Source organism: Hymenobacter caeli (genome assembly GCF_013294115.1).
Taxonomy (GTDB): domain Bacteria; phylum Bacteroidota; class Bacteroidia; order Cytophagales; family Hymenobacteraceae; genus Hymenobacter; species Hymenobacter caeli.
Map to the genome: position 1 here is coordinate 370,543 of NZ_JABSNP010000002.1, position 24,054 is coordinate 394,596.

Consider the following 24,054-nt stretch of genomic DNA (forward strand, 5'->3'; position numbering starts at 1 on the left):
CCGTACTCCTTTGCCGTATTCAGCGCCCCAACAACGGGGTGAATGCTTCAAATCAAGCCTGCTAACATTACCAAAAGCTAACAGCCAGCAGCTAATAGCCAGCAGCTCAACAACTATGGAAAACCCCGTTATCATCCTCGGTGCCCAAGCCGTGGGCACGGCCGCCCTCGACGCCTTTCTCTCCAACGACCTGGTGGTGTACTGCCTGCTCGACGACGACCCGAAGCTGCAAAAAACCGAGCTGCTCGACGTGCCCGTGATGGGCGGCACCGACGACCCCGACCTGCTGAAGCTGCTGGGCAAGAAGTGCGAAGTGTTCGTGGCCACCGACGACGCGGCCAGCCGCCGCAGCCTCACCCAGATGCTGCGCCAGGAGTACGAAGCCGTGCCCGTGAACGCCATCCACCAGCGGGCCAGCGTGTCGGCGCACGCCACCCTGGGCCACGGCAACTACGTGGGGCCCAACGCCGTGGTGGCCGCCACCGCCACCGTGGGCAACGGCTGCCTGCTCCACGCCAACGCCGTGGTGGAGGCCCGCGCCACCGTGGGCGACTACGCCCAGCTGGGCAGCGGGGCCCTGCTCGGGGCCGGGGCCACGGTGGGCGAGCTGGCCTTCGTGGGGGCCGGGGCCGTGGTGGTGGCCGGCGTCAGCATCGGCGAGAAGGCCCGCATCGGGGCCGGCTCGGTGGTGGTGGCCGACGTGCCCAAGGGCCAAACTGTGTTCGGCAACCCCGCGGTGAAAGTGTGATTGCTTAGCTGTTAGCTTGTGGCTGTTAGCCGTTAGCTTCCGTGCAACGAAGCAATGGCCTGCACCTACCCCAAAGCTAACAGCTAACGGCTAACAGCTAAAAATATGTACCAAGTCCTGCTTTATTACTGCTACACGCCCCTCGACGACCCCGAGCAATTCCGCGACGAACACCACCGGCTGTGCGTGGCGCTGGACCTGCGGGGGCGCATCATTGTGGCCGGCGAAGGGCTGAACGGCACGGTGTCGGGCACGGCGGCCCAGTGCGCGGCCTACATGGCGGCGGTGAAGGCCGACCCGCGGTTTGCGGCGCTGGAATTCAAAGTGGATGCCGCCGAGCAGCACGCTTTCCAGAAGCTGCACGTGCGCGTGAAGCCCGAAATCGTGCACAGCAGCTTGGCCCACCTGCGGCCCCAGGAGCGCACCGGCCAGCACCTGTCGCCCCAGGAGTTCAAGGCCTTAAAAGATCGCGACGACGTGGTGGTGGTGGACGTGCGCTCGGACTACGAGTACAACCTGGGCCGCTTCCGCAACGCCGTGACCCTGGACCTGGAAAACTTCCGCGACTTCCCCGCCCGGGTGGAGCAGCTCAAGCAGTTCAAGGACAAGAAAATCCTGACCTACTGCACCGGCGGCGTGAAGTGCGAGAAAGCCAGCGCCTACCTGCTGGAGCAGGGCTTCGAGAACGTGTACCAGCTGCACGGCGGCATCATCAAGTACGGTTTGGAGGCCGGGGGTGAGGATTTCGACGGCCAGTGCTACGTGTTCGACAACCGCGTGGCCGTGGACGTGAACCGCGTGAACCCGCGCGTGATTTCGCGCTGCTGCGCCTGCCGCGAGCCCTCGGCCCGGCTCATCAACTGCGCCAACCCGCACTGCAACGCCCACGTGGCCCAGTGCGAAACCTGCGGCCAGGCCCTGCAAGGGGCCTGCTCCGACGCCTGCCTCGCCCACCCCGAAAAACGCCCCTACGACGGCACCGGGGCCTACCCCAAAGCCAGTAACCACTACCACCCGGCCCAGGGCCTGGCTTCTTTCAGGTTATGAGCCATGGGCTAGGAGTTATGGGTTGAAGCTGTTCAGGAAGTCTAAAAAACCCAAAACTGAACGTCATGAACCGCTTCGTTACGGGTTATGAGCGCATGCAACGCTTTTTAGCCATGAATTCCCTGACAACTGTCAGCTCAGAACCCATAACTCAAAACCCATAACTTAAAAGCACATGCTTCCTTCTTCCGAGCTTATCCTGAACCCCGACGGCAGCATTTACCACCTGCACCTGCTGCCCGACCACATTTCCGACACCATCCTCACCGTGGGCGACCCCGGCCGGGTGGCGCAGGTGAGCCGGCACTTCGACTCGATTGAGTTCGAAGGGGCCCACCGCGAATTCGTGACCCACGTGGGGTACTACAAGGGCAAGCGCCTCACGGTGCTCAGCACCGGCATGGGCACCGACAACATCGACATCGTGCTCAACGAGCTGGACGCGCTGGTGAACATCGACTTCGTGGCCCGGGCGGTGCGGCCCGTGGCCGAGCAGCTGCGCCTGCGCATCGTGCGCCTGGGCACCAGCGGCAGCCTGCAACCCGACGTGCCCGTGGGCGCGGTGCTGGCCACCGAGCACGCCGTGGGCCTCGATTCGCTGATGCACTTCTACCCGCTGGTCGAAACCGGCCTCGAAACCCAGGTGGGCACCGCGCTCCAAGCGACGCTGGGCCTGCCGTTCACGCCCTACGTGGTGCGCGGCGACGACCTGCTCCGCGAGCAGCTCGGGGCCGGGGCCTTGATGGGCAACACCCTCACGTGCCCGGGCTTCTACGGGCCCCAGGGCCGCCGCCTGCGCCTCGACGTGACGCCCGCCGACTACCTCGACCGCCTGCGCAGCTTCCGCCACCAGAGCGCCGAGGGCGGGTTTCGCCTCGATAACTTTGAGATGGAAACCGCCGGCTACTACGCCCTGGGCCGCCTGCTGGGCCACCAGGTGCTCAGCCTGAACGCCGTGGTCGCCAACCGCGCCACCGGCGAGTTTGCCGCCGACGCCGGGGCCGTGGTCGATGCCATGATTGAGCGCACCCTTCAGCGGTTGGCGTAAGGCTTTTGTCGGTTTGCTGGAAACAATTCCGACAACTGATAGCAAGCAGCCGACAACTAAAGCTTTAGCTGAATTCCAGCCGCAGCACGGCCCGTAGGGGCAGGGCCGCGCCCTTTTGCAGCACCAGCACGTCGTCGTCCACGGCCCACACGCAGGCTTGCAGGCGGTGCTGGGCCCCGTCGGCGGTGAGGAAGTACAGGGCGAGCTTGCCCCGGTAGGTGCTGCCGAGCACGGCGGCGTGGGCGGCTTCGATGGCCCGGCAGTAGCGCTCGGCGGGGGTGGCCAGCACGTCGTCGTCGGGGAAGTGCATGCGGGCGAGCAGTTCGGGGGCCACGGCGGGGAACAGGGCGGGAGCGTGGGTCATGGTAACGTAGAAATAAGGCAGGACGAGTAGGGGAATCGGTAGCGTAAATAACCTAGACCGTAGTACAGGCCATCAAAGCAATTCCGCCGCCAGAAACGCCATCGTGTCCACCCCGTCGGCGTAATCGGCCACGCCCGGCTGCTGGGCCTGGCCGAAGGGTACGCTGCCGGCCCAGCGCCCGCCGGCCGCCACCACGCACTGGATGCGGGGGGCCACGTCGGTGAGTTGGTCCACGAGGTCGATTTCCTGCGCGTACGCGCCGTAGTGCAACACCGAGATGGGCGAAACCAGCGCCGGTTGGGGCGTAAGCAGCAGAAAACCAGTGTCGAGGTGCGGCACGGCGTTAACTAATAATATACTTTTATTGTAATCATAGTTATTTTGATACTTGTGGTGGTTCAGTACACCCTGACACACTTGCAGGGCGTCGAGTAAGGGGATAAAGTCGTAGTTTTCAGGTACGTAAAGCTTGCTTACGTTGCGGCAGCCCAGGCCGTAGTACTGGAAGATGTCGGGGCCCAAATACGCCAGCTCGGCCTCGGTTTCCTGGCCCGTGAGCACGGCCACGCCCGTGCGGTTGCGCCGGATGAGGTGCGGTTTTTTGCCAAAATAAAATTCAAAATACCGCGCGGTATTGTCCGATCCGGTGGCAATAAAGGCGTCGGCCGCGTTCAGGCGGGGCACGATTTGGACGAATTTGGTAAAACGTGTCTCAATTTGGGAAAGCTCGCCGAGCACCCATTCCATCAGCACCGTGTCGGAAGCGCTGAGTTTGGCCAGCAGCACATGGCCGCTCAGCAGCACGCACAGCGCGTCGTGGAAGCCCACCAGCGGGATGTTGCCGGCCATCACCACGCCCACCCGGCGCGCGGCGGTGGGCTCGGGCGGGTAGCGGGCAGCCCAGCGGGCGAGGGCCTCGGGGGCCAGCAGGTGGGCCACGCCGGCCACGGCGGCGGCCACGCTGGGCCGGTCGAACCAGGCGTTTTGGTTGCGGGCGCGGGCGGCCAGGGCGGTTAGCTCGTCGGCGGGAAAGGTGGCCAGGCGCTGGCCCAGGGCCACGAAAGCGGCCAGGCGTTCGGAATGATTCATGCGAAAAAGGAAGGGCAAAGCGGGGACAAAAGTCGGCATATTGTGCAGAAACGGCCCCGGGTGCGTAATTTTACGGCTCCGAACCAACGGCTGGCCCGTTGGTTCTTACGTAAATAGGGCCAACGGTTACCGTTTGGCTTCTTCCACCTCCTGCCCCCCGCGACGCCCCATGGCCATCATGATAACCGACGAGTGCATCAATTGCGGTGCCTGCGAACCGGAATGCCCCAACAACGCCATTTACGAAGGCGGCGCGCAGTGGCGCTGGGCCGACGGCACCACCCTGAAGGAGGTGCAAACCGCCGACGGCACCACCGTGGCCGGCACCGCCCCCCAAACCCCGGTGTCGGACGAATATTACTACATCGTGTCGGATAAGTGCACCGAGTGCGTGGGCTTCCACGAAGAGCCCCAGTGCGCCGCCGTGTGCCCCGTCGACTGCTGCGTGGACGACCCCGACCTGCGCGAAACCCGCGAGCGGCTGCTCGAGAAGAAAACCTGGCTGCACCTGGTGGCCGCTTAGGCGGCCGCTGCCGCCGGCGAACCGGGCCGCTTCCAGCAGGGAGCGGCCTTTTTTGTGCGGCCGGCACCTCCCGGCCGGGCCTGGCTTGGCCCCGGGGCCGCTGAGGCAGTTTGCGCGAAAAAGCGCAACTGGTGGCCCACGAAGGCTGTCCAGGGGCCCCAAAACGTACCTTTGCCGAAATACTTACCTCCCAACATGTCCCTCGCCACTACTTACTCGCCCGCCGACGTTGAAGCCAAATGGTACCAATGCTGGCAGGAGCAGGGCTTTTTTAAAGCCAGCCCGAACCCTAAAAAGACGCCCTACACCGTGGTCATCCCGCCGCCCAACGTGACGGGGGTGCTGCACATGGGCCACATGCTGAACAACACCATCCAGGACGTGCTGGTGCGCCGCGCCCGGATGCGGGGCCAGGAGGCCTGCTGGGTGCCCGGCACCGACCACGCCAGCATCGCCACCGAGGCCAAGGTGGTGGCCCAGCTCAAGGAGCAGGGCATTGAGAAGAAGGACCTCACCCGCGAGCAGTTCCTGGCGCACGCCTTCGCTTGGAAGGACAAGTACGGCGGCATCATCCTCGAGCAGCTCAAGCAGCTCGGGGCCTCCTGCGACTGGGACCGGACCCGCTTCACGATGGAGCCGGCCCTGACCGACGCCGTGCTGCGCGTGTTCGTGGACTTGTACCGCAAGGGCCTGATTTACCGCGGCGTGCGCATGGTGAACTGGGACCCGCTGGGCGGCACCGCCATTTCGGACGAGGAGGTGATTCCGAAGGACGTGACGGCCAAGATGTACTACTTAAAGTACGAAATCGTAGCTGATAGCTCACAGCCGTTAGCTGTTAGCTTTGAACAAGAAGCTAACAGCCAGCAGCCAGCAGCTAAAAGCTACATCGTGGTGGCCACCTCGCGCCCCGAAACCATCATGGCCGACGTGGCCGTGGCCGTGAACCCCGCCGACGAGCGGTTCCACGACCTGGCCGGGCAGCGGGTGCGCATCCCGCTGCTGGGCCGCGACGTGCCCGTCATCCAGGACGAGTACGTGCTGACGGATTTCGGCACCGGGGCCCTGAAGGTGACGCCGGCCCACGACCTGAACGACTACAACCTGGGCCAGAAGCACAACCTGCCCATCATCGACATTCTGAACGACAACGGCACGCTGAATGAACGGGCCGAGCTGTACGTGGGACAGGACCGGTTCGCGGCCCGCCGCAACATCGTGAAGGATTTGGACGCCGCCGGCCTGCTCGTGAAAACGGAGGAATACGCCAGCATCGTGCAAACTTCGGAGCGCACCAAGGCCGTGATTGAGCCCAAGCTGAGCATGCAGTGGTTCATGAAAATGGAGCACCTGGCCAAGCCGGCCCTCGAAGTGGTGGAGAACGACACCATCCGCCTGCACCCCGCCAAATTCAAGAATACCTACCGGGCGTGGATGGAAAACGTGCGCGATTGGTGCATCTCGCGGCAGCTCTGGTGGGGCCAGCAAATCCCGGCTTATTACCTGCCCGACGGCTCGTTCGTGGTGGCGTTATCGGCCGTGGAAGCACTTGAACTAGCGCGTGAGCAGAGCGGAAATGCCGCGTTGGAAATGAGTGACTTGCGCCAGGACGAAGATGTGCTCGATACCTGGTTTTCTTCGTGGCTGTGGCCCATCTCGGTGTTCGACGGCTTTGCCGACCCGGACAACGCCGACGTCAACTATTTCTACCCGACCAACGACCTGGTGACGGGCCCCGACATCCTGTTTTTCTGGGTGGCGCGGATGATCATGGCCGGGCTGGAATTCCGCCAGGAGGTGCCGTTCCGCAACGTGTACCTCACCGGCATCGTGCGCGACACCCAGGGCCGCAAGATGAGCAAGCAGCTCGGCAACTCGCCCGACCCGCTCGACCTCATCGCGCAGTTCGGGGCCGACGCCGTGCGCACCGGCATGCTGTTTTCGGCCCCCGCCGGCAACGACCTGCTTTACGACGAGAAGCTGGTGGCGCAGGGCCGCAACTTCGCCAACAAGCTCTGGAACGCCTTCCGCCTGGTGAAAGGCTGGGAGGTGGACGCGGCCCTGCCCTTTGCGCACGACAAGCCGGTGGCCTGGTTCGGGGCCCGGCTGGCGGCGGTGGTGGCCGACATCGACGACCACTTCGAGAAGTTCCGCATCTCCGACGCGCTGCTGGCGGTGTATAAGCTGGTGTGGGACGACTTCTGCGCCCAGTACCTGGAGATGGTGAAGCCCGCCTACCAGCAGCCCATCGACCCCGAAACCCTGCGCCACACCACGGCCTACTTCGAGGCGCTGCTCAAGCTGCTGCACCCGTTCATGCCCTTCATCACGGAGGAGCTGTGGCACGAGCTGGCCGCCCGGGGCCCCCGCGACTACGTGACCGTGGCGCACTGGCCCAAGCCCGCGCCCCCGGCCGACAGCGCCGCCCTGCTCGCCGGCATGGACAAGGCCCTGGCCGTGGTGGCCGGCATCCGCGCGGTGCGCAACCAGAAAAACCTGGGCCCCAACAAGCCCCTGGCCCTGGTCATCAAAACCGACGAGCCCGCGCTGTTCACCGCCTACGAGGGCGTGCTGCGCAAGCTGGGCAACCTGGAGGCGCTGGACTTTGCCGGCGCTGGGCCGGCCGGGGCGGTGAGCTTCGTGCAGGGCAGCAGCGAGTTTTTCGTTCCGCTCGAAGGCCCGGTTGATACGGCCGCCGAGCGGGCCCGCCTCGAAAAAGAGCTGGCCTACGCCCAGGGCTTCCGCGAGTCGGTGCAGAAAAAGCTGGGCAACGAGAAGTTCGCGGCCAACGCCAAGCCCGACGTGCTGGAGCGCGAGCGGCAAAAGCTGGCCGACGCCGAGGCAAAAATTGTGGCGCTGGAACAGGCCCTGAAGGGAATGTAAAGCTTCATTAATCCGCATAAAAAGCCGCTTCCTGGGCAAAGAAGCGGCTTTTTGCTGTCCACTAAAAACGGGTAACTACCGCAGGCGCGACATTTGTCGTTGTCCTCACGACAGTTGCCATCAATTCAGTCCGTACATATCATGGCCCCGTACCCCTTCGGCGAGCTGCTGGGCGGCCCCGCTGTGGCGGGCGAGCCGTTGCAACGACCTGCAGCTGGTGGACCTGATGCAGCACGGGCAACGGCGGCCGCGAGTGCCGGGCTAGGTGGTCGAGGACCCGGCACTCGCGGCCGCCGTTGCCCGCCGTGCTGGCCGCCGCCGTCGACGTGTACCTGCTCACGCTGGAAGTGCCCGATGCCGCAAGCCGCGCGGAGGCAACCGCCGCCGACCTGCCCGCCGACTGGCAAGGGCCGGCGCAGCCCCATCCCACCGCCCTGCTCGGTGATGCCTGGCTGGCTGCCGGGGCCACGCCGGCCCTGCGGGTGCCGTCGTTGCTGGTGCCCGACGAGCACAACTTGCTCCTCCGCCCCGCGCACGCCGAATTTGCCCAAGTGCGGGTGGCGTACGCCCGGCCGTTTCGCTTCGACGAGCGGCTGCGCAAGGCTTAAACGAGCCGGGGCCCTACTTCGGCTCCGGCATGGGGGCGGGGCCCGTACCGGCCTTTTTCTGTTCCTGGGCCAACTGGTTTTGCAGTTGAAACGTGACCTGCTCGCAGTCGGCGAACCGTTTGTTGGCCACCTCGAGCGCCGTTTCGGCCGCCGATAGCTGCTGGTACAAAAAGCCGATGAGGCCCAGCGCCAGCACGAGGGAGGCGATGATGAGGATGTTTTTCATGGGTACGTAACGGGTCGTCTCCCGATTTGACATTCCGCGCCCTGCGCGGACCGACAAACCGGAGGGCGGACTCAAAAAACGTTAAATCGTCGTGTTCGGGTCGAACTGCTCCAGGTAATCGGCCACTTTGCGCACGAACATGCCGCCGAGCGAGCCGTCCACCACGCGGTGGTCGTAGCTGTGGCTCAGGAACATGAACTGGCGCACGCCGATGAAGTCGCCCGCTGGCGTTTCAATGACGGCGGGCTTTTTCTGGATGGCCCCCACGGCCATGATGGCCACCTGCGGCTGCATGATGATGGGCGTGCCCATCACGTTGCCGAACGAGCCCACGTTGCTCAGCGTGTAGGTGCCGCCTTCGAGGTCGGCGGGGGTGAGCTTGTTGGCGCGGGCGCGGTTAGCCAGGTCGTTTACCTTTTTGCTCAGGCCGTTGAGGTTGAGCTGGTCGGCCTTGTGAATCACTGGCACGATGAGGTTGCCGCTGGGCAGGGCCACGGCAATGCCGATGTTGATGTCCTTTTTCTTGATGATGTAGTCCCCGTCCACCGACACGTTGATGTTCGGGAAATCCTGGATGGCGCGGGCCACGGCCTGGATGAAGAGGGGCGTGAACGTCAGGTTTTCGCCCTCGCGCTTCTTGTAGGCGTCCTTGTGCTGGTTGCGCCAGTTCACCAGCTCCGTCACGTCGGCCTCCACGAAGCTGGTGACGTGCGGGGCAATGCGCTTCGAATCGACCATGCGCTGGGCAATCATTTTGCGCATCCGGTCCATCTCAATCAGCTCCTGGCCGCCGCTCACGCTGGGGGCCGGTTTGCTACTGACGGCGGGCGGCGGACTAACCGCTGCGGGCTGGACCGCCGGGGCCGCTTGCGGCTGCGGCTGCGGCTGCGGCGCGCGCGCAGGGGCCACTTCGGCCGCTTTCAGGGCCGGGACGGGCTCGGCATCGGACGGCGGCGGGGTGGCCCCAGGGCGCAGCGGCGGCTTGCCGGCGGCCACGTAGTCGAGGATATCCTTCTTGGTGACGCGGCTTTCCTTGCCGGTGCCGGGCAGGTATTCCAGGTCGGCGGCGCTCACGCCTTCCTCGCGGGCAATGCTGAGCACCAGCGGCGAGAGGAAGCGCCCGGGCTGGTAGGCCGCGTCCTGGGTGGCCCGGGCCACGAGCGGGGCCTGCGGGTCGTTGGGTTCGGGCAGGTAGGGCACGGCGGCCGGGGCGTGGCCGTTGGCGCTGGCCGGGGCTGCCGGCCCGGCGGCGGGGGCCGGGGCGGCGGGCGCGGCGGCGTTCACCTCGGTTTCGATGATGGCGATGGGGGCCCCCACGGCCACCACCTGGCCTTCCTGCACCAGAATCTCGGCCAGGGTGCCGGCCTGGATGGCGGGCACTTCGGTATCCACTTTGTCGGTGGCCACTTCCAGCACCGATTCGTCCTGCTCAATGGCGTCGCCGACTTGCTTCAGCCATTTTAAGACGGTGCCTTCCATGATGGATTCGCCCATCTTGGGCATCGTCATTTCCACTCGTGCCATAAGCTGCGGGGTGTTTTGGGGGTAAGGATGGGGTGGGAGGTCGGGGCCGCGAAGGTACGGCGCGGGCCCGCGTCCGCACCAGCAGGGCCCGGCCTACGCCCCGTGCCCCGTCAGCCGCTGCCACAGCAGCGCCAGCGTCGCCTGCGCCGTGTAAGTGATGTTCAGGTCGCGGCCCCGGTCGAAGCTGATCTGCTTGCTCACGGTGCCTTGCGCGTCGGCCACGGCGAAGCAGATGGTGCCCACCGGCTTGTCGGGGGTGCCGCCGCCGGGACCCGCAATGCCGCTGGTGGCCACGGCCACGTCGGCCCCCAGGCGCTGGCGGGCCCCCTCGGCCATGGCCCGCACGGTGGCCTCGCTCACGGCCCCGCTGGTAGCCAGGGTTTCGGTGGGCACGTTCAGCTCGCTGGTTTTGATGTCGTTATGGTACGCCACCACGCTGCCGCGAAAGTAGCCCGAGCTGCCCGGCACCCCCGTGAGGCGGTGGGCCACCAGGCCCCCGGTGCAGCTCTCGGCGGTGGCCAGCGTGAGGCCCTTCGCCAGCAATAACTGGCCGATGGCGGCCTCCAGGGTGGTTTCGGTTTCGGCAAAAATGTAGGAGCCGATGCGCTCCCGCAGGGCCGGCAGCAGGGCCCGCATCCGGCCGGGCAGGTCGGGCTGGCCGTCGTCGGAGCCCGTCAGGCGCAGGCGCACGGCCCCCAGGCTGGGCAGGTAGGCCAGCTTGAGGTTGGGCGGCAGGGCGTCCTCCCAGTCGGCAATTTTCTCGGCCAGGTACGACTCGCCCAGGCCCACGGTCATCACCACCACGTGCTCGATGGGGGCCAGGGCGAACCGCTCGCGCAGGCGCGGCAGCACCTCGTCACTCATCAGCTTCTTCATCTCGAAGGGCACGCCGGGCATGCTCACGAACACCGTGTCCTGGTCCTCGAACCACATGCCCGGGGCCGTGCCCACGGCGTTGAACAGCACCTGGCAGCCCGCCGGCACCAGGGCCTGCTGGCGGTTCACGTCGAGCATGGGCCGGTTGTAGCGCCGAAAAAACTCCGTCACGTGGGCCAGGGTCGGCTCGTGCATCACCAGTTCGCTGCCGAAGTAGCGGGTCAGCACGTGCTTGGTGAGGTCGTCTTTGGTGGGGCCCAGCCCGCCGGTGATGAGCACCACCCGGGCCCGCTGCCGGGCCTGGTCCAGGGCCCCCACAATCTCGTCGGCGCGGTCGGACACCGACGAAATCTGGCGCACGCGCAAGCCGATTTTGGCCAGCTCCTGGCCCATGAAGGCCGAGTTGGTGTCGATGACCTGCCCGTAAAGCAACTCGTCGCCAATGGTCATGATTTCAACGTCGGGCGGGGCGGGGCGGGGGGCAGGAGCGGGCATGGATGGGAAAGACAAAGGGAAGTTTGATGAAGTAAAAAGGAATTTGGCGGGAAATTTGCGTCAATTTGCAGGCGCGGCGGCACTACGACAGCCACAACGGCCAACGGGTTTTCCCGCCGCGTCTTTTTTATTTTGATGTTTACGCGCATTGCTACCCTTGTGCTGACCGCCGGCCTGTTGGCCGCCGCGGCCCCCGCCGCCCAGGCCCAAGCCGCCAAAACCACGGCTGCCAAAGCCGCCGCCGCCAAAAAAGCTGCCGCGGCTAAAACGGCCGCTGCCAAAGCCGCCGCCGCTAAGAAAGCGGCCGCCGCCAAAGCCGCGCCGGCCAAGCCCGCCGCCGCTACCCCCGCCCCGGCCCCGGTGGCCCCCCTCACCGAAGCCGAAGCCAGCGCCGGCATCAAGGACGCCCTGACCAAAGGGGTGACCAAGGCCGTGGAATTCGCGTCGGAGAAGGACGGCTTCAACACCAACGACGACATCCACATCCCGATTCCGGAAGACATGGCGCTGATGAAGACCACGCTCAGCGCCGTTCCGGGCATGGGCACGGTAATTTCCACGTTTGAAACCCAGCTCAACCGCGCCGCCGAGGCTGCCGCGCCCAAGGCCAAGGACATCTTCTTGGCCGCCCTCACCAACATGAGCCTGACCGACGCGCTGGGCCTGGTGACGAGCAGCGCCACGGACGCGGCCACGCAGTTTCTGCGCAAATCAACGGAGCAGCAGCTTGTTACGGCTTTCAAGCCCGACATCACCGCCGCCATCAGCCAGGTGGGGGCCGAGGCCGCCTACACCAAAATGACGACCCAGTACAACCGCATTCCGCTGATGACGCCGGTGAAAACCGACCTCTCGGCCTACACCACGCAAAAAGCGGTGGACGGCATTTTCATCCTCATGGCGCAGGAAGAAGCCAAAATCCGCAAAAACCCCGCCGCCCGCACCACCGACCTGCTCAAGCGCGTGTTCGGCACCAAGTAGCGCCGGGTGGTTGGAGCTTAGAAAACGTCGCTCAAGCTTCCAGGTCCCAGCGGCTGAGTACCAAAAAGCCCCGGCCGCGCTACGCGGCCGGGGCTTTTTGGCGGGCTGAAGCCCTAAAAATCGTCGTTGTCGAAGCTGCTGCCCCCGCGGCGCGGCGCGCTGAACCCGTCGTCCTCGTCCTCGTCGTCGGCAAAATCGTCGTCTTCATCGAGCGAAGTGAAGCTGCCGCGCTCGGCGCTGTCGGCATTGTCAGCGTTTTCGGCGGCCACGTGCTCGGCTTCGGTCATGCCGGCCAGGTCCAGGGCCTCGTCGTGGCTCGAGCCGGTGTCGCACCACATCAGGTAATCGGCGTACTTGGCCGAGAGCTGGTCTTCGGGGTTCCCCAAGGCCTTGGCACCGCCCTGGGCGGCGTAAGAATCAAGCGTATCGTCGTCGTCGAGCAAGTCGTCGTCCAGGTCGTCGTGGTCAATCATGGCCGGGGCGTTAAAATAAGGGTGGAAGATAAAGGCGGTGGCAGCGGCGAAGATACGCGCCGTGGTGAGATGGAGTTACCCAAGAAAGCGGGCTTAGGGCCCCGTAAGCTATATTTTTTGAAATTTTTTACGCAAGCTGAGCCATTCGCCGACGATGGCTGAGAATAGTATTCCCACCGGCCCCCGCCGCCCGGCTAGCGCGGCGGCCGCGGCTGGAAGTCCGTCACCGCCAGTTCCTCGTCACAAAAAGCGTATTCGGCGGGCACGTTGGAACTGAGCAAGATGGTGCGGCCGGCGCGGGTGGCCCGCACGTGCTCCTGAAACCAGGCCGCGCCCGTGGCGTCGAGGTTGGTGGTGGGCTCGTCGAGCAGCAGCAGGGGCGCGTCGGCGTACAGGGCCAGGCCCAGCTTGAGGCGCTGCTTCATGCCCGACGAGAACTCGCGCACCAGCCGCCCGCGGGCCCCTTCCAGGTACATGAGGCCCACGAGCCCGTCGAGGGTAATGCCCGGCCGCAAGGGCTTGAACCGGGTGTGAAAGCGCAGCAATTCCGTCAGCGTCAGCTCTTCCAGCAAATCGAGGTAGGGGGCGGCGTAGGCCAGGTGTTGCGGCACATCTTCCACCGCCAAGGTCCGGCCGGCCCGCGCGTAAGCCAGGGTGCCTTCGGTGGGCAGCAGCTGGCCGGATAAGGTGTTGAGCAGCGTGCTTTTGCCCGCGCCGTTGGGCCCCAGCACGGCCGTGGCGCTACCGGGCCGGAAGGTGCGCGTCAGGCCCCGGTATATCCAGTCGCGCTGGTAGCGCTTGCCCAGGCCGGTGGCGTCAATCTGCAATTGAGTTGCTTGTTGTTAAGTGCTCCGCATGACGTTCCGATAGGTTAAACCAACGCCTAGCAACTGCTTAGTTGGCAGGATCCCAGCAAAGCATTGGCTGACAACTAGCGGCAACTAAAAAACTGGTTCCGCTAATCCGCGCCTTCGTCGAGGCCTTTTTTGCCCGGGCCTTTGATGATGCCCCGGCTGGCGGCCCGCACGAACGCCACGGCCAGGGCCCGCTCGGCGGAAGCCGGTATTTCGGCTTCGATGCGGGCCAGGGCCTCTTGGGTATTCAGGCCGCTCAGGAACACGATGCGGTAGAGGTCCTGGATTTCCAGCACCTGCTGCTCAGAGAAGCCGCGGCGGCGCAGGCCCACCGAGTTCACGCCGGCGTAGGTCAGGGGCTCGCGGGCGGCCTTCACGAAGGGCGGCACGTCCTTGCGCACCAGCGAGCCGCCGCCGATGAAGGCGTGGGCCCCGATGCTCACAAACTGGTGGATGGCCGAAGTGCCGCCCAGGATGGCCCAGTCGCCCACCTGCACGTGCCCGGCCAGCTGCACGGCGTTCGAAATCACGCAGTGGTCGCCCACCGCGCAGTCGTGGGCCACGTGCACGTAGGCTTGCAGCAGGCAGTGGGCCCCCACCGCGGTGCGGCCGCGCTCCACGGTGCCGCGGTTCACGGTCACGCACTCGCGCAGCACGGTGTAGTCGCCCACGTGGGCCGTGGTGTGCTCGCCGGCAAATTTCAGGTCCTGCGGGATGGCCGACACCACGGCCCCCGGAAAAATCTGGCAGTGGGCCCCGATGCGGGCCCCGTCCATGACGGTCACGTTGGGCCCAACCCACGTGCCTTCGCCAATCTCCACGTCCGCGGCAATGGTGGTGAAGGGCTCGACGGTGACGCCTGCCGCGAGGCGGGCGCTGGGGTGGATATGGGCGAGGGGGGAAATCATTTTTTGAGCTGTTAGCCAGTAGCGGTTAGCTGCTAGCTTTTTTTGAGGTATCAACGGCGACGCGCTAACAGCTAACCGCTACTAGCTAACGGCTGATTTCAAGCGTTGTCTTTGCGCACGATGGCGGCGCTCATTTCGGCGTCCATCACCACTTTGCCGTTCACGAAGGCCTGGCCTTTCATCTTGGCTATGCCGCGCTTGACGGGGGCCGTGAGCACGCAGTGGAAAATCATCGTGTCGCCGGGCACCACTTTTTTGCGGAAGCGGCAGTTTTCGATGCCCAGGAAGTACTGCCAGTAGTTCTCGGGGTCGGGCACGGTGTTCATCACCAGGATGCCGCCGGTTTGGGCCATGGCCTCGATTTGCAGCACGCCGGGCATGACGGGGTTGCCGGGGAAGTGGCCCTGAAAAAATTCCTCGTTCATGGTCACGTTCTTCACCGCCGTCACCATCTGCGAGTCGAGGTGAATCACCTTGTCGAGCAGCAAGAACGGGTAGCGGTGGGGCAGCACCTGCATGATGCGGTTGATGTCCATCACCGGCTCGCGGGCGGGGTCGTACACGGGCACGGGGTTGGAGTGGGCCTCCAGCATCTTCTTCTTAATCTTCTTGGCGAAGGCCACGTTGGCGGCGTGGCCGGGCCGGGCGGCCAGAATCTGGCCCTTCAGCGGGCGGCCCACCAGGGCGAGGTCGCCCACCAGGTCGAGCAGCTTGTGGCGGGCGGGCTCGTTTTTGTGGCGCAGGTCCACGTTGTTGAGGATGCCTTCCTTTTTGACGCTCACCCGGGGCTTGCCCAGCATCTTGGCCAGGTCGTTCAGCTCTTCGTCGGCCACCACGCGGTCCACCACCACGATGGCGTTGCTCAGGTCGCCGCCCTTGATGAGGTTGGATTTATAGAGGTGCTCGAGCTCGTGCAGGAAGCAAAAGGTGCGCGACGACGCTATTTCGTTGGCAAACTGCCCGATGTCGGCCAGCGTGGCGTGCTGCGAGCCCAGCACCGGCGAGTTGTAGTCCACCATCACCGTGAGGCGGTAGTCGGAGAGCGGCAGGGCGGCAATTTCCACGCCCCGCGCGTTGTCCATGTACCGGATGGTGTCGGGAATCTCGTAGTAGTTGCGCAGCGCGTTCTGCTCTTCCACGCCCACGCTTTGCAGGGCGTGGATGAACTCGGCCGACGAGCCGTCCATAATCGGCGGCTCGGGGCCCGAGAGCTGAATCAGCACGTTGTCGAGCTGCATGCCCACGAGGGCGGCCAGCGTGTGCTCCACGGTGTTCACGCGGGCCCCGTTCTGCTCGATGGTGGTGCCCCGCGAGAGGTCCACCACGTTGTCCACGTCGGCATCGACCACGGGCTGGCCGGGCAAATCGACGCGCTGAAACTTGTAGCCGTGGCCCACCGGGGCGGGGCAAAAGGTCATGGTGGCCTCCACGCCGGTGTGCAACCCGATGCCGCGCACCGTCACGGGCGCTTTGATGGTGTGTTGTTTGTCGTTCATTTAGTAGCGGTTAGCTGCCAGCCGTTAGCCGTTAGCTTTTTTGCGAGCGGTGCTCCGAAGCGTCGGGAGGAAGCGTCGCCAACAGCTAATGGCTAAAAGCTAACGGCCCATCCGGGCTGCAAAGCTAGGGTTTTTCCGGCGCGTTCGCCGCGGCCTCCAATCGCTCCACGCGCTTGGCGAGTTCGGGCAGGCGGCGGTACACCACCAGCGCCCGCTGGCTTTGTTTGAGGTCCAGCGCCGGCCGGCCCTGGAGGACGCGGCCCTCCTCCTTCACGGAGTTGTGCACGCCCGATTGGGCCGCCAGGGTGGTTTTGTTGGCCAGCTTGACGTGGCCCACCACCCCCACCTGCCCGCCCAGCACGCAGTAGTCGCCGATTTTGGACGAGCCGGAGATGCCCGTTTGCGCGGCGATGACCGTGTGCCGGCCGATTTCTACGTTGTGGCCCACCTGCACGAGGTTGTCGATTTTGCTGCCCGCGCCCACCCGCGTCGTGCCCATGGTGGCGCAGTCCACGGTGGTGTTGGCCCCGATGCTCACGTAGTCTTCGAGCACCACGTGGCCGATTTGCGGGATGGGGCGGTAGCTGCCGTCGGGCTGCGGGGCGAAGCCGAAGCCGTCGGTGCCCACCACGGCCCCCGCCTTGATGACGCAAAACCGGCCAATCACTGTGTCGGGGTAAATCTTGGCCCCCGCGTGCACCACGCTGCCCTCGCCAATCGTCACCCGGTCGCCGATGTAGGCGTGCGGAAACACGAGCACGTTGTCGCCGAGGCGGCAATCGTCGCCAATGTACGAAAACGCCCCCCGGTAGTGCCCCGCCCCGATGGTGGCGCTGGCGGCCAGGTAGGCGGGCTCTTCCACGCCGCGCTTGCCCGTGCGCGCGGCCTGGGCATAAAACTCCAGCAGCTTGGTGAAGCCCGAGTACGGGTCGGCCACGCGGACGAGGGCGGCGGCCACCGGCTGCCGCGGGGCCAGGTCGGGGCCCACAATCACGGCCGAAGCCTGGGTGGTGTAGAGAAAGGACTCGTACTTGGGGTTGGACAGGAAGGCGAGCGAGCCGGGCTGGGCTTCTTCGATTTTAGCCAGGCTGGTCACGCGCCGGGTGGCGTCGCCCTCCACCGTGCCCCCGAGCACCTCCGCAATTTGCTGAACGGTAAATTCCATAGCGGGCAAAAGTAGGTTTTTAAGCCGTTAGCCGTTGGCTGCTAGCTGCTAGCTTTTTTATTCGTGGTAGCTAACGGCTGACAGCCAACGGCTAACCGCTCAGATAATTTCCTTGGGGTAGCAGATGTAAAACTTGTCCACGCGCTGGCTCAGGGCCCGGATGTTGGGCAGGTCGGAGGCGTCCATCACGTTCACCACCTCGCCTTTTTTGGTGAGGATGTTGATGGGCTCCTGGCTGCGGGCGTCGTAGGCGCTGTTGCTCAGGCGGCCCGCAATCATGAGCAGGGCCGCCTCGGCGGGCGGCAGGCCGAACTGCTCCTGAATCAATTCCTGGATGCCGAGCTTGAAGTCGTCGTCGAACGGGGCGGGGGCCAGCACGATTTTCAGCAGGTTGCGGTGCAGCAGGCTCTGGGCCAGGTAGCGGAGCACCGCGTCGGGGTGGCCGGCCCAGCTTTTCACCGCCGACCAGATGTCGTAGTCGTCCAGCTCCACGAAGTGGCCCAGGATTCTGGGGTCGTCGGCGAACTCGGCCAGCGTCACGGCCCGGCCCAGGAAGTAGCCCAGGCAGCTGCTGGCCGGCACGGCCACGCCCCGGCGGGCCAGGTCGCGGGCCCGCTGCACGGTGCGAATCATCATCTGCTCGGCGCTCGTAACCGTCTTGTGCAAGTACACCTGCCAGTACATCAGCCGGCGGCTCACCAGAAAGTTCTCCACCGAGTACACCGCCTTTTCTTCCAGCACGAGCTGCTCGTCCACCACGCGCAGCATTTTGATGAGGCGGTCGGCCCCCGGGCGGCCCTCCTCCACGCCGGTGTAGAAGGAGTCGCGGTTGAGGTAGTCGAGCCGGTCCATGTCGAGCTGGCTGCTGACGAGCTGGTGGAAAAATGGCCGTGCGTAGGTGCCCTCAAAGATTTCGATGGCCAGCGTGAGCCGCCCGCCGAAGGCCTCGTTCAGCCGCCGCATCAAAAACAAGGAGAGCTGCTCGTGGGGCACGTCCTGGAAAATGGCCGTTTCCAGGGCGTGGGAGAGGGGCCCGTGGCCGACGTCGTGCAGCAGGATGGCGGCCAGCGCGGCCTCGCCCTCGGCCGCCGAAATCGTGACGCCCTTGTCCTTGAGCGTGCGCAGGGCCAGCTGCATGAGGTGCATGGCCCCCAGCGCGTGGTGGAAGCGCGTGTGCAGGGCCCCCGGATACACGAAGCCCGTGAGGCCCAGCTGCTGGATGCGCCGCAGCCGCTGGAAGTAGGGGTGCTGGATGAGGTCGAACAGCAGCTCGGTGGGGATGGTGACGAACCCGTACACGGGGTCGTTGAATATCTTCTTTTTATTCACGGGGCGCGGCGGGCGGAAAAGCTGGTGCAAAAGAACAACAACCGGCCCCAGCGGGCCCCGGGGCCCCACCGCTCTGGCGCGGACGTAGCAACCCCGCGGTCGGTTTTGCGGTACTGTTGGGCGATAATCGGAGCCGGCCGGACACCATAAGCAGGCGTTTCTGCGTTCAACCCCCATGCCGGGCAGCCGCCCGGCGTCGCTTCACCCGCTGCGGGCCCCCGGGCGCTACGGCCAAGTACCTGTACTTATGACCACTACCATTCTTTGGGCCGACGATGAAATCGATTTGCTCAAGCCCCATATTCTGTTTCTAAAAGACAAAGGCTACGACGTGACCCCCGTGAACAGCGGGGCCGACGCCATCGAGCAAATCCAGGAGCATACCTACGACCTGGTATTTCTGGACGAGAACATGCCCGGCCTGACGGGCCTCCAGACGCTCACCGAAATCAAGGCCATCCGGCCCACCGTGCCGGTGGTGATGATTACCAAGAGCGAGGAGGAGCACATCATGGAAGAAGCCATCGGCTCGAAAATCGCCGATTACCTCATCAAGCCCGTCAACCCTAGCCAGATTCTGCTGTCGGTGAAAAAGGTGCTCGACAACAAGCGCCTGGTGAGCGAAAAGACCAACTCGGGCTACCAGCGCGACTTCCGCCAGCTCGGGATGCAGCTCTCCGACCGCCTCTCGCCCGCCGAGTGGGCCGACGTGTACAAGAAGCTGGTGTACTGGGAGTTGGAAATCAATGAAACCGAGGGCAAGAGCATGGCCGAGGTCTTCAACATGCAGAAGGACGAGGCCAACACCTACTTCGGCCGCTTCATCACCGAGAACTACGAGGACTGGGTGAATAACCGCGACAAGAACGCGCCCCTCATGTCGCACCAGCTCTTCAAGGAGCGCGTGTTTCCGACGCTGAAGGCCACCGGCGACACGCCCGTGTACTTCGTGCTGATTGACAACCTGCGCTACGACCAGTGGAAAGTACTCGAACCCATTATCAACGAGCTGTTTACCGTGGACAGCGAGGAGATGTACTACGCCATCCTGCCCACCACCACGGCCTACGCCCGCAACGCCATCTTTTCGGGCATGATGCCGAGCGAGATTCAGAAGAAATACCCCAACCTGTGGGTGAACGACGACGACGACGAGGGCAAGAACCTGCACGAGGCCGAGTTCATGGAAATCAACTTCCAGAAGAACAACCAGAAGGTGAAGCACAGCTACCACAAGGTGACCAACCTGCAGGCCGGCAAGGACTTGCTGGGCAAGATGGCCAACCTGCACAACAACTACAAGTGCAACGTCATCGTGTACAACTTCGTGGACATGCTCTCGCACGCCCGCACCGACATGGCCATGATTCGGGAGCTGGCGGCCGACGAGTCGGCCTACCGCAGCATCACCCGCTCGTGGTTCCTGCACTCGCCGCTGTACGAAATGATGCAGGTGATTGCCGAGAAAAAGGGCAAGCTCATCATCACCACCGACCACGGCACCATCCGCTGCAAGCGCCCCTACAAGATTGTGGGCGACCGGAATACGAACACCAACCTGCGCTACAAGCACGGCCGTAACCTGGGCTTCGACGACTCGCGCGACGTGTACGTGGTGCGCAAGCCGGAGAGCATCTTCCTGCCCCGCGAAAACGTGAGCACGGCGTATGTGTTCACGGTGGGCGACTATTTCTTCGCCTACCCCAACAACTACAACTACTACGTGAACTACTACAAGGACACGTTCCAGCACGGCGGCATCTCGCTGGAGGAGTGCATCATTCCCTACATCACGCTCACGGCCAAGGGCTAAGGGCCGGTATTGCTTTGAAGACCACGAAAAACCTCCTGCTCGCCGGGGCCCTGGTGCTGGGCTTGTCGGCGGGGGCCCGGGCCCAAACCACCGCGCCGCCCGCTCCCACGCCGCCCCCGGTCACCACTACTCCTGCCGCTTCGGGGGCCCAGCTGAGCCCCGATGCGTCCTCGCCGGGCCTCGCGCCGGCCGACCGGGCCCGCCTGGGCCAGGAAAAGGTTAAAAGCGACCAGCTCCCGGAACGCAAGGGCCGCCGGGCGAAGAATAAGGACCTGCCAAAGCCCGGCAACTAGCGCGGTGCGAGGGCGCGAACTTTGTGGCTCGGGGCCCTTGCTTCTCGTCCTTCAGCAGGCCACGCATTCGGTGCCAACCGCGCGGTTTCCGATTTCACAAAAGGAATTAAAAAAGATGAATTAAAAATCTGACCGTCAAATTTTTAATTCATCTTTTTTAATTCCTTTCAAAAGCGTACACAAACTTGAAAATTGCTCCAATCAACTGGTGCCACCGCAGTAGGCGAGGCTACTCGACCGCTGGGCGCGGAGCCGCCGGGTGAACAGGCAGGGCCAGCCGGGCTGGGCGCAGCCCCGGCGCGGTGGCCGTGAGCACCAGGGGCCCGGGGGCCCCCGTGGCTTGCACCAGCACCTGGGCCAGGCCGTTGAAGGCGCGGCGGTGCCAGGCGGGGGCGGGGGTGCGCAGGCTTACCGCGCCGGGGTTGGTGTTGAGGTTGTCCCAGTTGTGCTGCCGGATGAACGGCCGGGCGATAATAACCACGCTGTTGCGGCCCGGCCGCAGCAGCTTAGCGTCGAGGGGAAAAGTGTAGCCCCGGCTGCCGTTGGCCGCCAGCTGCTGCCCCAGGAGCTGGCCGTTGACGTACACGCTCTGCTGCTCGCCCAGGTTACGGAACAGCAGCTCGGCGGTGGCGGCGGGGCCCGGGCCGGCGGCCGGTAGCGTAAACGAGCCCCGGTAGGCGTAGGCCGTGTTGGCCACGGGCGCTTTGCCGAAGGCGGGGGCCCAGGCGGCATCGTCGTAAGTGGCGGCCGTCACTTCGGGCGGGGCCGCGGGGCCCGGCAGGGCCAGCTCCCGCAGGTTTTCGAGGGGCACGGTTTCGTCGCGGCCCAGGAATTTGTCGGCTTCCAGCGACGTCTCGTCGCCGTTGCCCACGCCGATGATGCGCCCGGGGCCGCTCAGGGCAAACGTGACGTCGGCGTTGGCCGTGGGCATCAGCAAGTGCTTCGCGTCTTCCACCCGCACGCTCACCACGGCTACGTCCTCGCGGTTGGCCAGCAGGGCGGGCTGGTCGGCGCTGAGGCGTAGGGCGGCGGCGGGGCCGGCGGTGCGCACCTCGTCGGTGAGCACGGCGCGGCCGGCGCGGTAGCCCACGGCCCGCAACGTGCCCGGGGCGTAGGGCACGGCCCAGGCCACGTGGCTGTTGGCCGGCACCGGCTTGCGGCCCAGGCTTTTACTATTCAGGAACAGCTCCACTTCCTCGCAGTTGGCGTAGGCCCACACGTCGAAGGGCTGGCCTTCGTGGCCCGGCCAGGTCCAGTGGGGCAGCAGGTGCAGGCTGGGCTGCGCCCCCCACCAGGCCCGCAGGTAGTAGGCGTCGTCCTTGGGGAAGCCGCAGAGGTCGAGCATGCCGAAGTACGACACGTTGGCCGGCCAGCGGTTGGGCGTGGCCTCGCCCCGGTAGTCGAAGCCCGTCCAGATGAACATGCCGGCCAGGTAGGGGCGGGCGGCGTAGTGCTGCCAGCCCTGCTCGAGGGTGCTGCCGTTGCCGTTGCCCTTGCGGTCGTAGGCCACGCGGTACAGCTGGGTCGAGTCGGGCAGGTACACGCCGCGGGTGGCGTAGGTCGAGCCCTCCTCGGTGCCCACCCCGCTCTGGAGCGGAAACTTGGCGTGCTGGGCATCGGTGCTGCCCTGCGAGATGTAGTTGTAGCCCATCACCTCGGTCACCGTCGAGATGCCCTGGCCCCAGCCCCCGCTCACGGCCGCCGTCACGGCCCGCGTCGAGTCCTGGGCCTTGACGGCGGCCTGGGCGCTGGCCGCCAGCCGGGCCCCGGTGATGTTGCCTTCCACGGCCCACTCCTCGTTGCCGATGCTCCACAGGATGACGCTCGGGTGGTTGCGGTCGCGCTCCACCAGGCGGCGGGCGTCGTGGCGGAACAGCTCCGACGAGCCCATCTCCCGCGCCTCGTCGATGACGAGCATGCCCAGCTGGTCGCAGGCGTCGAGCAGCTCGGGCGCGGGCGGGTTGTGCGAGCAGCGGTAGGCGTTAATGCCGAACGATTTGAGGGTGCGGATGCGGAACTCCTGCAGGGCATCGGGCAGGGCCGTGCCCACGCCGGCGTGGTCCTGGTGGTTGTTGGTGCCCTTTAGCTCCACGTGCGCGTCGTTCAGGAAAAAGCCCTGGTTGGGGTCGAAGCGCAGCGTGCGCACCCCGAAGGCCGTGGGGTAGGCATCGACCTCGGCCCCGCCCTGCCGCACGCGCGTCACCAGCTTGTAGAGGTACGGGTCGGTGAGGCCCCAGCGGTGGGCCAGGGCCAGGGGCAGGGCGGTGCGCACCACCTGCGTTTGGTAAGGGGCCAGGCGCAGCGCCTGGGCCGGCCCGGTGGCCACGGCGCGGCCGGCGGCGTCCTGCACTTCCTGCACCACTTCCACGGTTTGGGCGCTGCGGCCGTCGTTGGCGATGGTGGCGCGGGCCGTGACGCGGGCCCCGGCCCCGGCCGGCCCCGCGGGCTCGGTGCTGACGAAGGTGCCGTTGGGGGCCACGTGCACCAGGGCCGTTTTCGTGAGCCAGGTGTGGCGGTAAATGCCCGCTCCTTCGTAAAACCAGCCCTCCTGGAGGGTGGCGTCTACCCGCACGGCCACCACGTTGGGGCCCCCGTAGTTGAGGTAATCGGTGATGTCGTAGTGGAAGCTGTAGTAGCCGCTGGGCTCGGTGCCCAGGTAGTGCCCGTTGATCCACACCTGGGAATTGCGGAACACGCCGTCGAATTCCAGCGCCAGGTGCCGGCCCAGGTCGGTGGCCGGCACCGCGAAGGTTTTGCGGTACCAGCCCACGCTGCTCTTGGGAAAGGAGCGGCCCACCGTTTTGAAGCCGTGGCTGAAGCCGCCCTCGGGGCTGCCGTCGGGGCTGAAGGGCTGCTCCGCGGCCCAGTCGTGGGGCAGGTCGAGCCGCCGCCAGCCGCGGTCGTCGAAGCCGGGCGCGGCGGCCCCGTCGCCGTTGCCGGTTTTGGCCAGGTACGAAAAATAGCCGAGGCCGAACCCAAAGTCCTGCGCGGGGTCGAACGGGTGGCCGTAGGCGAAGCGCCAGCCGAAGTCCATCAGCAGGTGCTCGCGGCCGGGCGCGGCGGCGGGCGGCGGGGCCTGGGCCCCGGCCTTAACCGAGGGCCCCAGCAGGGCCCCCAACAGCAGCAAAACCAAGGCAAGTCGTTGGGGCATGACAATCAGGTTTTTACGGTTCGACACGGCATTGAAGTTTGTACCATTGCTACGAACACCGGTGCTGGTCCGGGGGCTTGGCGCGGGCGCAACCCGGATTGAAGCCGTGCAATGCGTTATTTGCAAAACCACAATCGATTGTAATAATAGGCCGCCGTCG

The 24,054-nt window shown here is 65.3% G+C and carries 20 protein-coding genes and 1 pseudogene; 9 read left to right on the forward strand and 12 right to left on the reverse strand.

The genetic code is table 11. The annotated features are described in order from the left end of the window. Positions 1 to 115 precede the first annotated feature (115 nt). The 3 genes from HNP98_RS03310 to HNP98_RS03320 all read left to right on the forward strand — a co-directional run bounded on the left by HNP98_RS03310 (position 116) and on the right by HNP98_RS03320 (position 2,843). The gene (locus tag HNP98_RS03310) at positions 116 to 748 is read left to right on the forward strand and encodes a NeuD/PglB/VioB family sugar acetyltransferase (RefSeq protein ID WP_173808623.1); all 633 of its coding nucleotides are present in this window, start codon (positions 116 to 118) and stop codon (positions 746 to 748) included. Positions 749 to 853: 105 nt separating this feature from the next. Then, positions 854 to 1,795: an oxygen-dependent tRNA uridine(34) hydroxylase TrhO gene (gene trhO, locus HNP98_RS03315; RefSeq protein WP_173808624.1), complete on the forward strand. Its 942-nt coding sequence runs from the start codon at positions 854 to 856 to the stop codon at positions 1,793 to 1,795. A gap of 175 nt (positions 1,796 to 1,970) precedes the next feature. Further along, positions 1,971 to 2,843: a nucleoside phosphorylase gene (locus HNP98_RS03320; protein ID WP_173808625.1), complete on the forward strand. Its 873-nt coding sequence runs from the start codon at positions 1,971 to 1,973 to the stop codon at positions 2,841 to 2,843. Positions 2,844 to 2,907: 64 nt separating this feature from the next. Here HNP98_RS03320 and HNP98_RS03325 read toward each other — a convergent pair whose 3' ends face one another. Next, on the reverse strand, positions 2,908 to 3,207 hold the full coding sequence (locus HNP98_RS03325) for a hypothetical protein (RefSeq protein WP_173808626.1): 300 nt from the start codon (positions 3,205 to 3,207) through the stop codon (positions 2,908 to 2,910). Positions 3,208 to 3,279: 72 nt separating this feature from the next. After that, positions 3,280 to 4,296 (reverse strand): acyl-CoA reductase, encoded by a 1,017-nt coding sequence (locus HNP98_RS03330; RefSeq protein ID WP_173808627.1) that lies wholly within the window; start codon positions 4,294 to 4,296, stop codon positions 3,280 to 3,282. Between the two features lie 169 nt (positions 4,297 to 4,465). Between HNP98_RS03330 and HNP98_RS03335 the strand changes: the two genes are divergently transcribed. From HNP98_RS03335 to HNP98_RS03345, 3 genes are all read left to right on the forward strand, one after another. Beyond that, positions 4,466 to 4,819 (forward strand): 4Fe-4S dicluster domain-containing protein, encoded by a 354-nt coding sequence (locus HNP98_RS03335; protein WP_173808628.1) that lies wholly within the window; start codon positions 4,466 to 4,468, stop codon positions 4,817 to 4,819. Between the two features lie 195 nt (positions 4,820 to 5,014). Next, a complete protein-coding gene (locus HNP98_RS03340; protein ID WP_173808629.1) occupies positions 5,015 to 7,702 on the forward strand; it encodes a valine--tRNA ligase in 2,688 nt (895 codons plus the stop codon). A gap of 305 nt (positions 7,703 to 8,007) precedes the next feature. Continuing rightward, positions 8,008 to 8,310: an RES family NAD+ phosphorylase gene (locus tag HNP98_RS03345; RefSeq protein ID WP_317171036.1), complete on the forward strand. Its 303-nt coding sequence runs from the start codon at positions 8,008 to 8,010 to the stop codon at positions 8,308 to 8,310. A 13-nt stretch (positions 8,311 to 8,323) separates the two neighbouring features. Here HNP98_RS03345 and HNP98_RS03350 read toward each other — a convergent pair whose 3' ends face one another. The 3 genes from HNP98_RS03350 to HNP98_RS03360 all read right to left on the reverse strand — a co-directional run bounded on the left by HNP98_RS03350 (position 8,324) and on the right by HNP98_RS03360 (position 11,431). Next, positions 8,324 to 8,536, reverse strand: coding sequence for a hypothetical protein (locus tag HNP98_RS03350; RefSeq protein WP_173808631.1), 213 nt, complete (start codon positions 8,534 to 8,536; stop codon positions 8,324 to 8,326). 81 nt (positions 8,537 to 8,617) lie between these two features. Next, a complete protein-coding gene (locus HNP98_RS03355; protein ID WP_173808632.1) occupies positions 8,618 to 10,060 on the reverse strand; it encodes a dihydrolipoamide acetyltransferase family protein in 1,443 nt (480 codons plus the stop codon). Positions 10,061 to 10,153: 93 nt separating this feature from the next. Further along, a complete protein-coding gene (locus HNP98_RS03360) occupies positions 10,154 to 11,431 on the reverse strand; it encodes a competence/damage-inducible protein A (RefSeq protein WP_173808633.1) in 1,278 nt (425 codons plus the stop codon). A 135-nt stretch (positions 11,432 to 11,566) separates the two neighbouring features. On the opposite strand from HNP98_RS03360, the gene HNP98_RS03365 reads away from it, so the two are divergent. Further along, a complete protein-coding gene (locus HNP98_RS03365; protein ID WP_173808634.1) occupies positions 11,567 to 12,412 on the forward strand; it encodes a DUF4197 domain-containing protein in 846 nt (281 codons plus the stop codon). A gap of 113 nt (positions 12,413 to 12,525) precedes the next feature. Here HNP98_RS03365 and HNP98_RS03370 read toward each other — a convergent pair whose 3' ends face one another. From HNP98_RS03370 to HNP98_RS03395, 6 genes and pseudogenes are all read right to left on the reverse strand, one after another. Continuing rightward, entirely contained in the window at positions 12,526 to 12,885 is a 360-nt protein-coding gene (locus HNP98_RS03370) for a hypothetical protein (protein ID WP_173808635.1), read from the reverse strand. Positions 12,886 to 13,079: 194 nt separating this feature from the next. Beyond that, positions 13,080 to 13,643 (reverse strand): annotated as a pseudogene (locus HNP98_RS03375) (ABC transporter ATP-binding protein); the annotation flags it as partial. Positions 13,644 to 13,843: 200 nt separating this feature from the next. Continuing rightward, positions 13,844 to 14,647 (reverse strand): acyl-ACP--UDP-N-acetylglucosamine O-acyltransferase, encoded by an 804-nt coding sequence (gene lpxA / locus HNP98_RS03380; protein WP_173808637.1) that lies wholly within the window; start codon positions 14,645 to 14,647, stop codon positions 13,844 to 13,846. 98 nt (positions 14,648 to 14,745) lie between these two features. Beyond that, entirely contained in the window at positions 14,746 to 16,143 is a 1,398-nt protein-coding gene (locus tag HNP98_RS03385) for a bifunctional UDP-3-O-[3-hydroxymyristoyl] N-acetylglucosamine deacetylase/3-hydroxyacyl-ACP dehydratase (protein WP_173808638.1), read from the reverse strand. Between the two features lie 124 nt (positions 16,144 to 16,267). Further along, positions 16,268 to 17,308: a UDP-3-O-(3-hydroxymyristoyl)glucosamine N-acyltransferase gene (gene lpxD, locus HNP98_RS03390; RefSeq protein ID WP_173808639.1), complete on the reverse strand. Its 1,041-nt coding sequence runs from the start codon at positions 17,306 to 17,308 to the stop codon at positions 16,268 to 16,270. 99 nt (positions 17,309 to 17,407) lie between these two features. Next, complete coding sequence (locus HNP98_RS03395; protein ID WP_246274933.1) at positions 17,408 to 18,667, reverse strand: HD domain-containing protein; 1,260 nt, start codon at positions 18,665 to 18,667, stop codon at positions 17,408 to 17,410. 217 nt (positions 18,668 to 18,884) lie between these two features. On the opposite strand from HNP98_RS03395, the gene porX reads away from it, so the two are divergent. Together porX and HNP98_RS03405 are read left to right on the forward strand one after the other, a co-directional pair. Next, positions 18,885 to 20,450: a T9SS response regulator signal transducer PorX gene (gene porX / locus HNP98_RS03400; RefSeq protein WP_173808640.1), complete on the forward strand. Its 1,566-nt coding sequence runs from the start codon at positions 18,885 to 18,887 to the stop codon at positions 20,448 to 20,450. A gap of 14 nt (positions 20,451 to 20,464) precedes the next feature. Continuing rightward, a complete protein-coding gene (locus tag HNP98_RS03405; protein WP_173808641.1) occupies positions 20,465 to 20,743 on the forward strand; it encodes a hypothetical protein in 279 nt (92 codons plus the stop codon). 229 nt (positions 20,744 to 20,972) lie between these two features. On the opposite strand, the gene galA is transcribed toward HNP98_RS03405, so the two are convergent. After that, a complete protein-coding gene (galA, locus tag HNP98_RS22175) occupies positions 20,973 to 23,894 on the reverse strand; it encodes a beta-galactosidase GalA (protein ID WP_173808642.1) in 2,922 nt (973 codons plus the stop codon). Positions 23,895 to 24,054: the final 160 nt, after the last annotated feature.

What these genes read in the sequence shown, in the direction of transcription:
- HNP98_RS03310 (WP_173808623.1), top strand. Translation starts at nt 116, where the DNA reads ATGGAAAACCCCGTTATCATCCTCGGTGCCCAAGCCGTGGGCACGGCC.
- trhO (WP_173808624.1), top strand. Translation starts at nt 854, where the DNA reads ATGTACCAAGTCCTGCTTTATTACTGCTACACGCCCCTCGACGACCCC.
- HNP98_RS03320 (WP_173808625.1), top strand. Translation starts at nt 1,971, where the DNA reads ATGCTTCCTTCTTCCGAGCTTATCCTGAACCCCGACGGCAGCATTTAC.
- HNP98_RS03325 (WP_173808626.1), bottom strand. Translation starts at nt 3,207, where the DNA reads ATGACCCACGCTCCCGCCCTGTTCCCCGCCGTGGCCCCCGAACTGCTC.
- HNP98_RS03330 (WP_173808627.1), bottom strand. Translation starts at nt 4,296, where the DNA reads ATGAATCATTCCGAACGCCTGGCCGCTTTCGTGGCCCTGGGCCAGCGC.
- HNP98_RS03335 (WP_173808628.1), top strand. Translation starts at nt 4,466, where the DNA reads ATGGCCATCATGATAACCGACGAGTGCATCAATTGCGGTGCCTGCGAA.
- HNP98_RS03340 (WP_173808629.1), top strand. Translation starts at nt 5,015, where the DNA reads ATGTCCCTCGCCACTACTTACTCGCCCGCCGACGTTGAAGCCAAATGG.
- HNP98_RS03350 (WP_173808631.1), bottom strand. Translation starts at nt 8,536, where the DNA reads ATGAAAAACATCCTCATCATCGCCTCCCTCGTGCTGGCGCTGGGCCTC.
- HNP98_RS03355 (WP_173808632.1), bottom strand. Translation starts at nt 10,060, where the DNA reads ATGGCACGAGTGGAAATGACGATGCCCAAGATGGGCGAATCCATCATG.
- HNP98_RS03360 (WP_173808633.1), bottom strand. Translation starts at nt 11,431, where the DNA reads ATGCCCGCTCCTGCCCCCCGCCCCGCCCCGCCCGACGTTGAAATCATG.
- HNP98_RS03365 (WP_173808634.1), top strand. Translation starts at nt 11,567, where the DNA reads ATGTTTACGCGCATTGCTACCCTTGTGCTGACCGCCGGCCTGTTGGCC.
- HNP98_RS03370 (WP_173808635.1), bottom strand. Translation starts at nt 12,885, where the DNA reads ATGATTGACCACGACGACCTGGACGACGACTTGCTCGACGACGACGAT.
- lpxA (WP_173808637.1), bottom strand. Translation starts at nt 14,647, where the DNA reads ATGATTTCCCCCCTCGCCCATATCCACCCCAGCGCCCGCCTCGCGGCA.
- HNP98_RS03385 (WP_173808638.1), bottom strand. Translation starts at nt 16,143, where the DNA reads ATGAACGACAAACAACACACCATCAAAGCGCCCGTGACGGTGCGCGGC.
- lpxD (WP_173808639.1), bottom strand. Translation starts at nt 17,308, where the DNA reads ATGGAATTTACCGTTCAGCAAATTGCGGAGGTGCTCGGGGGCACGGTG.
- porX (WP_173808640.1), top strand. Translation starts at nt 18,885, where the DNA reads ATGACCACTACCATTCTTTGGGCCGACGATGAAATCGATTTGCTCAAG.
- galA (WP_173808642.1), bottom strand. Translation starts at nt 23,894, where the DNA reads ATGCCCCAACGACTTGCCTTGGTTTTGCTGCTGTTGGGGGCCCTGCTG.